Genomic DNA, 13856 nt, shown 5'->3' with positions numbered 1-13856 from the left:
AAATTACTTTCGCCTGCTTAGAGGTTGTTTGAAAAGTCTCCTTTCATGTCATGCTGAGGAACGAAGCATCTCAGTATGTGGGCTAAACTCCAGATTCTTCGTTCCGTAAGACTCCACTCAGAATGACAATTTATACCTTATCCGACTTTTCAAACATGCTCTTATACAAAAGCGATAAATAAGCGCTTTAAGCGTTGCGGGGTAATATTTCAGGGACGATTTAATAGTATTCATGTTGCTGATGCAAACTATTTATTCCATCTTTTACACTATATTCATTTCAATCCGGTGAAAGCTGGTTTGGTACGGCAACCAGAGGAATGGGAATTTTCTAGCTATTTGGAGTATGCGGGGTTACGGGCAGGGAAGATTCCAAAGGTAGAGTATATTAAATCACAGATTAATGGGGAGTGCGATCGCACGTTTTTGTTGGCTGATTTATTGGATGGCGATTTACCGACTGATGCGGGTTTCAAAGAATTGTTGTTCGATGATGATGAGTGAGTTTTCTACGTTTCCTAGAATCTCTCAAGCAGCTAGAACCCCGACTTTTGCCAAAAGTCGGGGTTCTGCTGAATGTATTTTTCGGGAAAAGGCTGTAAAGTTACTGTATAAAAAATAAGTTTGCAACAGTATTTTTACAGCTATGCCGCAGGATATTCCCAACAATAAAAACTTTCGAGGCTGGAATTTTAAAGGTAAAGACTTGACTGGTGCTGATTTTAGCGGTGCGGATATTCGAGGCGCAAATTTTACCAATGCTAACCTGACGGGAGCGAATTTTAGTAACGCGAAAGCTGGGTTGCAAAAGCGTTGGGTGTTTGGGTTGATGATAGCTGTGTTGTTGCTGGTTGGATTATCTGGATATTTATGGGCTTCTAAGTATACTTTAGTGTTGTTAGTAACTACTGCTTCTCCCAGGGAGCGATTTTTTGTATATTTTCAATTATCAATGGGATTTCTTTTTACTATTGTGACAATTCGCCAAGGAATAGCATTTAGTTTCGGAAGCTTGATAATTACAGGAATAATTACCCTATCTTTAGTTGGTTATACTGTTATATCTACAACATCTATTGATGTTCTATTTTTAACTTTTGCGTTCGCTATTTTAATAACTACACTTTTTTTAATTACATTCAATTTAACAGGATTTATTGTGGGAATTGGAGTAATTGCCGGAGTAGAGCTTATCAGTATTATAACTTGTTATTCTTTGTCTCTAATTTCTTCTTTTTTAATCGCGAAAAACATCTTTATTACACATTTATCTATCTTTATTATCATCACTCTTCTAGTTAATTTATTCAGCGCATATATCGCTTGGCAAGCAATTAAAGGCAACCCCAAACAAGCTCCCATCCGCAACATTGCCGTTGCTTTCGCTGCTACTGGTGGTACAAGTTTTCGGGGTGCAAACCTCACCGATGCGAATTTTACTGGTGCAACCCTCAAAAATACCGACTTCCGCCAAGCAAAACTAATCCGCACCTGCTTTCGAGATACGAAAAAATTAGATTTAGCCCGTCCAGGGAACAGTTATTTAAAAAATCTGGATTTACAAAAATTGCTTGTCGGCATTGTCGATACTAAAAATACTAAAAAATCAAATCAAAGCATAAATAAAAATTGCGATCGCATGAATTTACGAGGTATCAATTTACAAAACACCAATTTACAAGATTTCAGCTTTATTGCTGCCGATTTGAGCGAGGCAAATTTACAAGATACCGATTTATCCCGTGCGAAATTAGTCCAAACCCAACTTGATGGAACTGATTTAACTGGTGCAACTCTGACGGGAGCGTTTATTGAAGATTGGGGTTTGACAACCGACACCAAACTCGATGGTGTACGCTGCGACTTTGTTTTTATGCGTCTTCCTCCCGAAAAACGTCCGGCTTTTTTGCCCTTACCCCCACAGGAACAACTTGATGAAAATCGCCAACGGGAACCGAGCGATTGGAACAAAAATTTTGGCGATGGGGATTTTGCCGATTTTATCGCTCCCTTAAAGCAAACCCTGAATTTATTCCACAATAAACCCGTCGATCCGCGTTTGGTTGCGATCGCATTCCAAAAACTCAAAGAAGCCCATCCCGAAGCCGATTTAGAAATTGTTGGAGTCGATAAAAAAGGAAAAAATCGCGATCGATTACACATCAAAGCGGAAGCTAATGGTATTAACGATGCTGCTGCTCTCCATGCCGATTATTTTGCTAATCTCGACGAACTCCAAGCATTACCCCCAGCAGTTTTACAAGCAATCCTTGCCGAACGAGGTGCGGTGATTCGCATGTTAGCGGGACTTTTGGAAGGGAAACAGGCAAGTCAAATTCATATCCAAAATTCACCAAATCAAAATCAGGAGAATAACAACATGAATAATTCTGGAAATAATCGCCATATTAATACTGGTCGTGATTACCGAGAAACCAATGTAAATGACCAAGGTACATACGTTGAAGGGGATTATCACAATAACTCTCAGCAGAAACAAAGTCTTGCGGAAGCTGCGGCAGAAATTCAAAATTTACTCGAACAATTGGATAAATCCTATCCCAGTGACACGACTACGGGGAAAATGGAAATTGCCACAAGAGCAATTGAGTATATCGATTCCAACCCTGATTTAGCCACAAGGTTATCGAGTGCTTTAAAAGCTGGTAGTGTCCAAGCTTTTACCCAGTTTCTCAACCATCCCGCAGCAAGTTTCGTTGTTGGTGCATTGGATGATTGGCAGAAAACCAAGCGATAATATCCGGGAGATTCAGAAATCAAACTTTATACTTGATATAGGAAGACTTTTTTAACAGGAGAGCGTAGGCATGGCTCCCAATCCCACTATTATGCAGGCGGTTGAACAGCTTGGCTATCGCGTTACTGTTGGTGACGTAGCAACCCAAGCTGGTTTAAATGTATTAGAGGCTAATCAAAGTTTGTTAGCCCTGGCATCGGATGCTGGGGGACACTTACAGGTTGCCGATACAGGTGATATTGTATACTTGTTTCCGAATAATTTTCGCGATATTTTGCGCGACAAGTATTTTAAAATCAAGCTCCAGGAATGGGGTAAAAAAATCTGGGGTGTTTTATTTTACCTGATTCGCATTTCCTTTGGAGCCTTATTAATAGCTTCGATTGCCCTAATTACGATCGCAATTTTCCTAATTATTGCCGCGATGAATGGCGATCGCGATAATGACAACGATAATGGTGGTAGTTGGGGTGGTGGGGGATTTTTCTTTTTCCCCGATTTATTTTGGTATTTTAGCCCCGATTACAATAGACGCGATCGCGATACCATCGGAGATGGTCGCCAAGGGCATCGCAAACAACCCAGGGAAAAAAGCGAACTCAATTTTTTTGAAGCTATATTCTCGTTTCTATTTGGTGATGGTAATCCCAATGCCAATTTAGAAGAACGTCGCTGGCAAGAGATTGGTACGTTAATTAGTGGTAGTCGTGGTGCTGTTGTAGCCGAGCAAATTTCGCCCTATTTAGATGATATTGGTGAAAAGTACCAGCAGGAATACGAAGATTATATGCTGCCTGTGCTGACGCGGTTTAATGGACAGCCTGAAGTGAGTCCAGAAGGACAACTTGTCTATTATTTCCCAGAATTACAAGTTAGTGCAGTCAAAAAACGCCGTCATGCGATCGCAAGTTACCTGGAAGAATTTTCTTGGCGATTTAGTGCTGCCAGTTCTGGGCAAGTTATGTTGAGTGCGGGTTTAGGTGCAGCAAATCTCATCGGTGCTTTAGTTCTTGGTAGTTTGTTACGTGGTGGTGCTGTAGCTGCCCAATTAGGTGGGTTGGTGGGATTTGTCCAGGGTATTTACTGGTTGTTATTAGCTTACGGTGTGGGATTCTTAGTTATACCCTTAGTACGCTACTTCTGGATACAATGGCGAAATACAAAAGTAGCAGAGAGAAACCGCGATCGTATTTCCCGTACCAAAACATTAACCAATGCAGACGAAGATTTACAAAAGAAAATCTCCTTTGCCAACCAATTTGCATCTGAAAAATATATTGGTACAGAAAATCTCGCCTATTCCACCGAAGATGATTTACTGGAACAGGAAGTTAAACGGCTTGAAGAATAGTTAGGAGTGTAAGGGAACACCAAAAAATAAATTCTCCATAATTATTGTAGGGGTGGGGTCTCCCCACCCTTCGCGTGATAGTGTTGGTAAGTATATGATTTGAGTATTTTATTTTCTGGAAGTCCCTAAGTTCTTTTCTATAACGGGTTAAGACTTGACTAATATGGAATAATATAGAACCCCTCTCCAAACCTCTCCCCTTGCCAAGGGGAGAGGCTTAAAAATATCAGCCTTTGAGAACTAATAAAGTCCAGCTTTTAAGGGTTTTTAGTATAATTCCTAATTCCTAACTTTTATTTTGCCTGAATTGGAGACAGGGAGACACCTCGGAAATAATACGCCAAAATTTGTAGATGATTTGCCCGTTGCAGAGCCAAACTATAAGCTCCCCACTGACTCATTCCCACACCATGACCATAACCCTTGCCTTGCATTAAAAAACTACCATCGGGGGCACTGCTAACATTAAAACGTGTACTTCTCAACTTTAAAGCAGTACGCACATCTTCACCACGTAACACCTTTGTACCTTTATCACCAGTAATTTCCAAAGCTCTAACGCTGCCAAATGCCGATGCTGTTTGTACCTTCATCGTCTTCACCTTACCGACTTCAGGAAAACGCTTGCTGATTTCTGCTACCGAGAAAGTACGCTGCCACGAACATTCCGGGATATTCTGGTCAAAATCGGGAACAGCCCGCAAATATTCCCTGCCTTCATTTCCTCCCCAAACATCCTCGACGTTTTCCGTATGTCCACCCGAACAAGCATGGAAAACAGAGAGAATAATCCGGTTTTTGTAAGTTAAAACCTGTCCCGCAGTTTTATCGACTGCATCGTAAGTAGTAGGAGATTCGCTCGATACACCTTTGTAAATTTGCCATCTGTCTGGACTATCACCCACATCAAAAAGGGGGTCATTACGTTGTCTTTCCCGCTTGTAAATGGCATAAGTTCGAGCTGCGATTGCTTGGGCTTTCAGTGCTTCTTGGGGCCAGCGTGTATCCATTTCGCCACCAATGACGCTGTAAAGATATTCCTCTAAATCAACCCAGTTAACAGCCGTCAAACCCTTATTCGTGGGTACAACCAGGGTGCGACCTCGATACCATTTATCGCCAATATACACAAACCCCTTGCCTGTTGGTTCAATCCAAAATAAACCCGATCGCCATTTATCTAAAGCGACTCCACCACCAGGTACGGGTTGGGCATAGTAGGCACTCATGGCAGGTAATTGTCCCAAAGTTCTACCACTACCGTCTTTCAATGCGGCAGCCGTTGAGCTACCGACTTTAACTTGGTTAACATCCCGTGCGATCGCAACACGCAATATGACCGATGCACTAGCAGGAGCCAGCATTGCCATCCATAATAGAATACCAAGCCACCAATATCGCATCTTAAGTTGCGATTTGAGTGGGGAAAAGCGAAAAGTTTTTAAAGGTTGGATTTTCATGCTGATAGTTTAGATTCACCTTATATATCTGACGTTTTCAAGATTAGTAGTTTCCCGTATATGTTGCTTTATTTTAATCAACAATTTCACTAATATAGTTATAAATACTGAGATTTTGCAACTTGTAGGATACTCAAGTGCAAAGGAAAATCAAGAAAAAGAAATCTTAACTGTTGTCATTTTATTTAGAGATGAGGATTTATTAGCGTACAATTCTTGTATGGTGGGTGACACTACGACAATATTATCCAACAGTAGATTAGTATTTGTAGCGCCACGCAAGACTATCATTGGGTGCCATCCAAAATCCAAAATCCAAAATCCAAAATCCAAAATCCAAAATCCAAAATCCAAAATTTATGGATGCTGAGGAATTGCTCGAACGTTATGCTGCTGGAGAACGTAATTTTTCAGCAGTTGATTTAAGTAGAACTAAGTTAATTGGTGCTTACCTACCGGGAATTAATCTTTGGGGAGCAGATTTAACAGGAGCTAATTTTGCCAAAGCGAGATTGTGGGGAGCTAATTTGAGTAATACGAATTTGGCACGGGCAAATTTGACAAGGGCAAATTTGAGTGGAGCGAATCTGACGCAAGCAAATCTACGAGGGGCGCGACTTCACTATACTAAGCTGTATGGTGCAAATTTGACAGATGCAATCTATGATATAAACACCAAATTTTCGCGAGATTTTGACCCTAAAAGTCACAATCTGCAAGCTTTCTAACAAGAAAGAATTTCAAAATTCAGGAGATAAAATGTAGGGGCAGGGTCTCCCCGCCCTTAATATTATTAGTGATTGATAGTCCCTAAGTTGGAACATTTTATTTTCTGGAAGTCCCCTAGCGATAGGAGATTGGTTCTGATTCCTCAATTCTGACTTCTTCTTCAAGTTTTTTTAATTTTTTGCCAAAATCAATTCTTTTTCTCGTCGTCGTGGAACTTCATAATTCATAAAATCATGTGCCATTTCGGTTTTGGGGAAAATTGCACGGGCTTCTCGAAGTAAATCTTTGAGTTCGACTACGTTCCCTGGGGCGTAACGAGGGCTAAAGTGGGTCATGATGAGACGACGTGCCCCTGCTGTTAGGGCTGTTTGTGCTGCCATTGTCGTTGTCGAATGCAGCCTTTGAAATGCCATTTCCGAATCTTGGTGTGCAAAGGTGGCTTCGTGGATGAGAACATCTGCATCCTGGGCTAATTCCACAGCAGTATCGCAATAGATAGTATCAGTACAGTAAGCTATTTTACGTCCAATTTCCGTTGGTCCGCAGAGTTCGTTACCATGAATCACCCTTCCGTCGCTGAGGGTGACAGTTTCACCGCGTTTCAATTGTCCATAAATCCGACCAGGAGGTATTTCCATTGCTTTGGCTTTTTCGACATCAAAACGTCCAACTCGGTCTTTTTCGGCAATGCGGTAGCCAAATGCTGGGATGCGGTGGTGTAATTGATTACAAGTGACGCTAAATTCGTCGTCTTCGTAAATCACACCAGGTTTTACTGCATGTACTTTAACTGGGTAAGAAAAATGGGTGTGGGAATAGCGAGAGCAAGCTTGGAGGTAGTCGTTTAATCCTGGTGGTCCGTAGATATCAACTCGGTCAACATTCCCTGCCAAGCCGCAACTTGCTAGCAAACCCATTAAACCAAAAATGTGGTCGCCATGCATGTGTGTGATAAAAATCCGGGATAGTTGGCTGACTTTGAGTTCGCTTTTCAGTATTTGATGCTGTGTACCTTCACCGCAGTCAAACAACCACAATTCAGCCCTTTGAGGTAATCTGAGGGCAACACTCGAAACATTGCGCGATCGCGTCGGTACACCGGAACTTGTCCCTAGAAATGTTATCTGCACAGCCTTATATTTGCCTTTTGTTTACTCAATATCGCTTTCTTCTTTCTATAGTGGCACGGAAAGGGGAGAGTTCGGTTGTTGGGAGGAATATTTTGTGTTACTGGGATTAAATCATTGTGGAGACGGTAAATATACAGAGAGAAGTGTCTGGGCAAAAGTTATTAGAGCTTTAAGTGCTATCTCACTAGATATAGTAATCCTAATTGAATATTGCTAAGTATGCCGAGACATAAACCTTTGTATCGCAAGCTTCTAAGCAGCTTGCTTGTTCAAATCCCGATATCCAAAACTTAATCAGTAAAGCTACAAATGACCAGCAAAAAGTTGAGTTACTCACATTAACAGCATGTCAAAGTGCCATAGAAAGCGATCGCGCAGCTTTAGGATTCGCAGGAATTGCAGTTCAAGCAGGAGTTAAAAGTGCGATCGCTTCACTTTGGTCAATAGAGCGATCGCAGGTACGGCAAAATTAATATCCCGCTTTTACAAACACTGGCATCAAAATGGCATGAGTAAAGCCCAAGCGTTACAAAAAGCACAACAGGAACTGATGTCTCTTGGAGGTAAATACACTCATCCTTTTTATTGGGCACCTTATATTTTAGTTGGGAATTGGCTTTGATTAGGTAATATAAAAAGCCACAAACACAAATTTAGCGGGACAGAATTTTCTGTCCCGCTAAATTAACAAATAGTTAACAAATAACTCAAGACTATGAATTAAATCGCAGAGCTTTGGTTTGATTGACGACGACGTAAAAAAGCAACACCAGCTAAAGCTCCAACACTAAGAACCATTCCAGGTTCAGGTACAGATTTAGATTCCCCTGTTCTCGCAATCAATTTGAAGTCAGGACCGTTAAAAGCTTTACCTTCAGAAATAACTCTAATCCCACTCAATGAGGTTACACCTAATTGTTGCAGACTAACTCCCCAATTACCTACATCTTGGGCACTACCAATTTCTGTTGTGTCGATTTTAAAGCCAGCACTGCTTTGTTCTCCCCGTAATAATTTGAGGGAATTTCCGATTAGCTTTCCTGTTTGGTCAAAACCTTGAATTAATAAGTCACTGTTCATTCCTCTCTCCCAGAAGAATAAACTATCAGTTCCTTGGGAATTACCAAAAATAGCGTTCTTAAAAATTAAATCCATCTTAAAAGTACCGCTATCTTCAGTGTCAACAATATTATTCAAATTGTTGTTACCCAGAAACTTTTCTAAGTCATCTCTATTGGGGTCTTCAGAAGCACTAACAGGAGAAGTTGCATTATCACCTCTATCTGTACTTGCAGCACCACTATTTGCATTCGTTGCTGTTCTAGCGGTATTTATCAATGCTTTTACTTCTGATACGTAAGTAAAATCTTTAAATGTTGTGCCGTTTTGGGTAATAGACTGCAAGAGAATATCAGCTTTTGCATCTGTTTTTTGGTTTACATTGGATGTAAAACTTGCTGCTTGAGCAGAGTTAGAAGCCACAACAACCGAACCAATTACTAAACTGATGGAAGCAATTAAATTTGTAAGTTTCATTTGCACTTTTTGTTGTTTTAATGTGATGTTTATTAGTTGATACACCCGGCTCTGGTAACAAGCTTTAAAAGCTAAATATGTTAAATTATGTTTTAAATGTTAATGAACATTTAGAGTTATCTAAAAATCAACTTGACGACTGATTTTCAACTTATATTAGGGTGCTGTTAAACTAAGTTGTGTGTAACAAAGCTTTCCGTCCCTGGATGAATCTATTGTGCGATACTTCAAATACATTAATAATGTGATTTATACTGATTTTTCTCTCGGCAAAATAGATTAGTCAGGAGTATAATGCGATACTATAAGTATTGACATAATATCCGTATATTGAATGAAATTTAAAATTCATGAGTGATCGCAGATGAAGAAATTACATGTACTTAGGTAATGGTTATGAAATCTAGTCTCGCTAGTAATTGATGATGAAAATGCTTGATTATTGCTTTACATTAGCTGGGCAAAGTTGAAGCTGTGGAAGGATGAGTCTAGGAAAATACTGTCAAACAAATAGTAAAGACGTTCCACCAGAACATCAAATGTGTTTACTACTTTTGTGGGAAAACGCCTGGAACAGGCGTTTTCCCACGAACAAAAAATAACACGGATAATTTTCCGCAAAATCGCCTAAAAACCCACAAAGTCAACAGCCTAGGTTTGAGGCACTACCAAGCCCTTGAGTTGGAGGCAAAGAGGCTAAATCATCAGAATAATTTGCCTGTAACCCTTATTCTCTCGTTACCCCCGTGAACGGTTACTATACAGATGACCCATCGGGTCTAATTTCCCTCTAAAGGTGTTCCCAGGGTGGTTAAATTCAGGGCATGTCCTACTGTAACTAAATAGACAGCTTGGGAGATGACAGCTAATTTTCTGACTAACGTACCCAGGCGATCGCGAAATTTTCTACCAATCGGATAAGCTGGTACAACTCCCCAACCTGTTTCTTCGGCGACAAATATCAAATCGGCTGCAACTAATTCCACTGTATCCAAAAAGTCTTGTACTGTTTTCTCCCAATCCGTATCTTCTTGTTCGAGAAAATTCGCAACCCAAGTACCCAGAGAATCCACTAAAACACAAGTATCAGGTTTGACATTCGCTAGCGTTTTTGACAAAGCTGTGGGAACTTCCATCGTTATCCAATTTTGTGGACGACGCTGTTGATGTTGCTGGATACGTTTTTGCCATTCTTGGTCTGTGGGGTCTAGCAGTGCGGTTGCCATATACACAACGCTTTTGTTAGACTGCGAGGCTAGCTTTTCTGCCCATTCGCTTTTGCCAGAACGTGCTGGACCAGTAATTAATATGACTTTACCCAAAGCGGTGTACCTAGTATGTTGAATTCAAGAGAGTGACAATTTATAATTTTTTTTGCTGTACGGATAGAAATTCTACCCCGAAATAATTTTAAATATATAAACAGAAATAGGTAAAATTAGCAGCAGTATCTGTCAGTCTTTATTTCTTCTTCCAGTGAAATTTTATTTGATTTCTGCGTTATTGAACACTATTAGGCACAGCAAACTTTGTGGATAAATCTATGAAACCAGGTATTAGACGTATTGAGGCAACTCTACAGAATTTAGACAACCGCAACATTACACCTGCGGAGTCGCAAGGTTTTAGTAAAGCACCTCTATCTTTCCAAATTTATACTAATCCTAGTGAAGCAAAGAATCCGAATTCAGATACAGAGTCTCCTCAGGTAGTCTCTGACTCGGATACTCAAGAAAATACGCAAGCAGATATATTAACTAAACACGAATCAGTGCAGGCATTTAAGGCTGATGATAGCGAGGGTAAAACACCGAATTTGCCCAAGTTTAAAATTCCCAATTTTACCAGCCATCGTAACGTTGCCAATCCCGCACTAGCTAGTAATTTGCTAATCGAGATTCAACAAATTGTCACCGCATGGCAAGTCGAACTGCAAACAATCGTCCGGCAAATCCAAGATATTTATCTCGAAGGTCCAATTGTCAACGGTTGGTTAGAGTCTCAACCCCCAGAACCAGCAAAAGAAACACCAATAGAAACACCTACAACTGGAACTGCAACCCTACGTAATGCCGAAGTTGAGCAATTAATGAACTATGTAGAGGAAATTTGTGCTACCCAGGCTCAAAATGGGTCTAAAAATGTCCTCAAAGATGCTAGCTCGAAAGAGATATTACGCACAGGCTATCGTTTATGCGGTTTAGATGCTGCGGGAAAAGCCTGGAATCGTCCTTGTCCTCCAGAACAGGTAGCAAGTGTAAGTATGGCGATCGCACGATATCAGAAATTACGGATATATTTAACCCGTAAACAAGAATTAGAAACCCATCTGGCACAATTGTCAGAAACACTGATAATGCTGCACGCACATCTCCAATCTCAGCAAAATCTCCATAAAGCTTAAAGATTTAAAGATTTTTTCCGCGAATACTCGGTTGGTATGCAAGTACTTTTTGGTATAGATTAGCTCCAGAGTCGGTAAAATGTTGATAGTTAATGGCTAATAGTTAACGGTCATTGCTTGGTGCTTTGTTAAGAAGCATCAATTTTAACCCCGCAATCGCCAATAACCAACAACCAACAAAATCCCAAATTCCCTATGTCAGATACGCTAATTTCTGCCATTATCTGCACTCACAACCGAGATAACTATTTAGGTGCTGCTATTGATAGCCTGCTTGCACAACAAAGCAAAGTTGGTTTTGAAGTAGTAGTAGTAGATAATGGGTCGAGCGATCGCACTCGAGAAGTCGTGGAACAACGACTTGGTGATTCTCGTCTCAAGTACATTTTTGAACCAGTTCTCGGTCTTTCAGTTGCCCGCAATACTGGTGCAAAAGCCGCAAGTGGTAAAATATTTGCATATTTAGACGACGATGCCGAAGCCAGTACATTTTGGTTGCAAACTCTGCACTCGGCATTTGAGGCTAATTCTAAGTTAGCGATCGCAGGTGGCAAAGTCACTCTTCTATATCCCGAAGGTATCCAAGCACCTCGGTGGTTAACCCCTAGTTTGTCATCAAATTTAGGTGCATACGATTTAGGTAGTAGTCTTGTATACATCAAAAACCCCGGTTTAACTCCCAGAGGTTTAAATTATGCGATTCGTCGCAGCTTCTTGGAAGAAATTGGTGGATTTGACACAAATCTTGGTCGGATAGGCAAAAATTTATTATCAAATGAAGAATTGCAAATGACCGAAATCGCTCTATCGCGAGGATGGCAAGTTGCGTATATTCCTGAAGCATTGGTAGCGCATAATGTATCACCCGAACGACTACACCGCAGTTGGTTTTTCAGTCGCGGTTGGTGGCAAGGAATCAGTGAGTGCTATCGTGAACAAGTAGCAGGAAGGGCAGGCATTGGGCAGTTACAGCGTGGTGGTGAACGGTTGGTGCGCGGATTATATAAATCATTGCAATATATATCCGATCCAGCCATCAGCTTTGACAATTTAGTATATGCTTACGGTCAGATTGGTTATTTAAACGCAGTTATTCAGGGTCTTCTATTTACAAAAAAGAATAGTTAATGGGAATTGGAATTCATTTAAGTATTTTTTCTTCTCTTCCTACCCTTCGGGTAGGCACGAAGTGACTTCCAAAGGTAGCCGCTCCGCGTCTAAGGCGTACTCTGCCTCCTTGGCGGTAAAAAAAAGAATATTCAAGCCTTAAATGGATAGTATTGTAACAAAGCCTGTGAACAACTAATAATTAACAATTTACTAATAATCATTAGCCAATACAATAACACCTACCCATTAACTATTAACACCTAACAATTAATAAATGATGTCTAACAAAATACCTGTTTCCGTTATCATTCCAGCCAAAAATGAAGAAGCGAATTTACCTGCTTGTCTAGCTAGCGTCCAACGTGCAGATGAAGTATTTGTAGTCGATTCGCAAAGTACTGATAAAAGTGCAGAAATCGTCCAAAACTACGGTGCAAACCTCGTCCAATTTAACTTTAATGGACGCTGGCCCAAAAAGAAAAATTGGTCATTAGAAAATTTACCATTCCGAAATGAATGGATATTAATTGTTGACTGCGATGAACGGATTACTCCCGAACTTTGGGATGAAATCGCCAAAGCTATTGAGAATCCGGAACACGAAGGTTATTACCTCAATCGTCGTGTATTTTTCTTGGGTAAATGGATTCGTCACGGTGGCAAATATCCCGATTGGAACTTGCGTTTATTCAAGCACAAAGTTGGTCGTTACGAAAATCTAAATACTGAAGATATCCGCAATACAGGTGATAACGAAGTTCACGAACATGTGATTTTACCTGGTAAAGTTGGCTACCTCAAATATGACATGCTCCATGAGGATTTTCGCGACATGTTCCATTGGTTAGAACGCCATAACCGTTATTCCAACTGGGAAGCCCGCGTTTATTACAACATCCTCACTGGTCAAGATAAAAATGCTACTATTGGTGCCAGTTTATTTGGTGATGCAGTTCAACGCAAACGCTTTTTGAAGAAAATTTGGGTAAGATTACCATTTAAACCACTCTTGCGCTTTATTTTGTTTTACATTCTTCAACGTGGGTTTTTGGATGGTAAAGCTGGATATACTTATGGACGCTTATTGAGCCAATACGAATATCAAATCGGTGTTAAATTGTACGAATTACGCAGTTGTAATGGGCAATTAAATACTGCTAAGAAGACGGAAAAGACGCAATCAACCTTTAAGCAAGAAGCTAGCCAAACAGGAGTCTAGTTTTTTCCCAAATAACAATATTCCTGACTTTTCTACTACAAGAAGTTGGGAATCTTATTACCATTTTAATATGAATAGGCAAAAAATACCCCCACCGCCTGTGGCACCTCCCCTACCCTTCGGGAACGCGAAGTGCGTAAGGTAAGGGGAGGTATGGAG

13 protein-coding genes are annotated in these 13856 nt (G+C 40.5%); 9 read left to right on the top strand and 4 right to left on the bottom strand.

Features of this window, described 5'->3' with window-relative positions:
• Positions 1–288 precede the first annotated feature (288 nt).
• From CK510_RS15345 to CK510_RS15335, 3 genes are all read left to right on the top strand, one after another.
• On the top strand, positions 289–504 hold the full coding sequence (locus tag CK510_RS15345) for a hypothetical protein (RefSeq protein WP_095722530.1): 216 nt from the start codon (positions 289–291) through the stop codon (positions 502–504).
• A gap of 142 nt (positions 505–646) precedes the next feature.
• Positions 647–2758: a pentapeptide repeat-containing protein gene (locus tag CK510_RS15340; RefSeq protein WP_095722529.1), complete on the top strand. Its 2112-nt coding sequence runs from the start codon at positions 647–649 to the stop codon at positions 2756–2758.
• 70 nt (positions 2759–2828) lie between these two features.
• Entirely contained in the window at positions 2829–4109 is a 1281-nt protein-coding gene (locus CK510_RS15335; RefSeq protein ID WP_095722528.1) for a hypothetical protein, read from the top strand.
• A 293-nt stretch (positions 4110–4402) separates the two neighbouring features.
• Here the strand turns inward: CK510_RS15335 and CK510_RS15330 are convergent, their stop codons facing one another.
• On the bottom strand, positions 4403–5569 hold the full coding sequence (locus CK510_RS15330) for a SpoIID/LytB domain-containing protein (protein ID WP_095722527.1): 1167 nt from the start codon (positions 5567–5569) through the stop codon (positions 4403–4405).
• 359 nt (positions 5570–5928) lie between these two features.
• Between CK510_RS15330 and CK510_RS15325 the strand changes: the two genes are divergently transcribed.
• A complete protein-coding gene (locus tag CK510_RS15325) occupies positions 5929–6297 on the top strand; it encodes a pentapeptide repeat-containing protein (RefSeq protein WP_095722531.1) in 369 nt (122 codons plus the stop codon).
• 171 nt (positions 6298–6468) lie between these two features.
• On the opposite strand, the gene CK510_RS15320 is transcribed toward CK510_RS15325, so the two are convergent.
• Positions 6469–7428, bottom strand: a complete 960-nt coding sequence (locus tag CK510_RS15320) for a ribonuclease Z (protein ID WP_095722526.1) — start codon at positions 7426–7428, stop codon at positions 6469–6471.
• 281 nt (positions 7429–7709) lie between these two features.
• Here CK510_RS15320 and CK510_RS34280 point away from each other — a divergent pair, with 281 nt between their 5' ends.
• Positions 7710–7901 carry a CHAT domain-containing protein gene (locus tag CK510_RS34280; protein ID WP_342745964.1) on the top strand — a complete coding sequence of 64 codons (192 nt, stop codon included), beginning with the start codon at positions 7710–7712 and terminating at the stop codon, positions 7899–7901.
• On the top strand, positions 7865–8050 hold the full coding sequence (locus CK510_RS15315) for a CHAT domain-containing protein (protein ID WP_281257034.1): 186 nt from the start codon (positions 7865–7867) through the stop codon (positions 8048–8050). Before CK510_RS34280 ends, CK510_RS15315 begins: the two co-directional genes overlap by 37 nt.
• 98 nt (positions 8051–8148) lie before the next feature.
• Here CK510_RS15315 and CK510_RS15310 read toward each other — a convergent pair whose 3' ends face one another.
• Both CK510_RS15310 and cobU read right to left on the bottom strand, forming a co-directional pair.
• Positions 8149–8964 carry an exosortase-dependent surface protein XDP2 gene (locus CK510_RS15310; protein ID WP_095722525.1) on the bottom strand — a complete coding sequence of 272 codons (816 nt, stop codon included), beginning with the start codon at positions 8962–8964 and terminating at the stop codon, positions 8149–8151.
• Between the two features lie 779 nt (positions 8965–9743).
• On the bottom strand, positions 9744–10286 hold the full coding sequence (gene cobU / locus CK510_RS15305; RefSeq protein WP_095722524.1) for a bifunctional adenosylcobinamide kinase/adenosylcobinamide-phosphate guanylyltransferase: 543 nt from the start codon (positions 10284–10286) through the stop codon (positions 9744–9746).
• Between the two features lie 221 nt (positions 10287–10507).
• Between cobU and CK510_RS15300 the strand changes: the two genes are divergently transcribed.
• The 3 genes from CK510_RS15300 to CK510_RS15290 all read left to right on the top strand — a co-directional run bounded on the left by CK510_RS15300 (position 10508) and on the right by CK510_RS15290 (position 13697).
• On the top strand, positions 10508–11368 hold the full coding sequence (locus CK510_RS15300; protein ID WP_095722523.1) for a hypothetical protein: 861 nt from the start codon (positions 10508–10510) through the stop codon (positions 11366–11368).
• 195 nt (positions 11369–11563) lie between these two features.
• Positions 11564–12496 carry a glycosyltransferase family 2 protein gene (locus CK510_RS15295; protein WP_095722522.1) on the top strand — a complete coding sequence of 311 codons (933 nt, stop codon included), beginning with the start codon at positions 11564–11566 and terminating at the stop codon, positions 12494–12496.
• A gap of 259 nt (positions 12497–12755) precedes the next feature.
• Positions 12756–13697, top strand: a complete 942-nt coding sequence (locus tag CK510_RS15290) for a glycosyltransferase family 2 protein (protein WP_211293202.1) — start codon at positions 12756–12758, stop codon at positions 13695–13697.
• Positions 13698–13856: the final 159 nt, after the last annotated feature.

Origin of the sequence: Brunnivagina elsteri CCALA 953, assembly GCF_002289455.1 — a bacterium.
Lineage (GTDB): Bacteria > Cyanobacteriota > Cyanobacteriia > Cyanobacteriales > Nostocaceae > Brunnivagina > Brunnivagina elsteri.
This window is presented reverse-complemented; position numbering and strand designations above follow the sequence as displayed.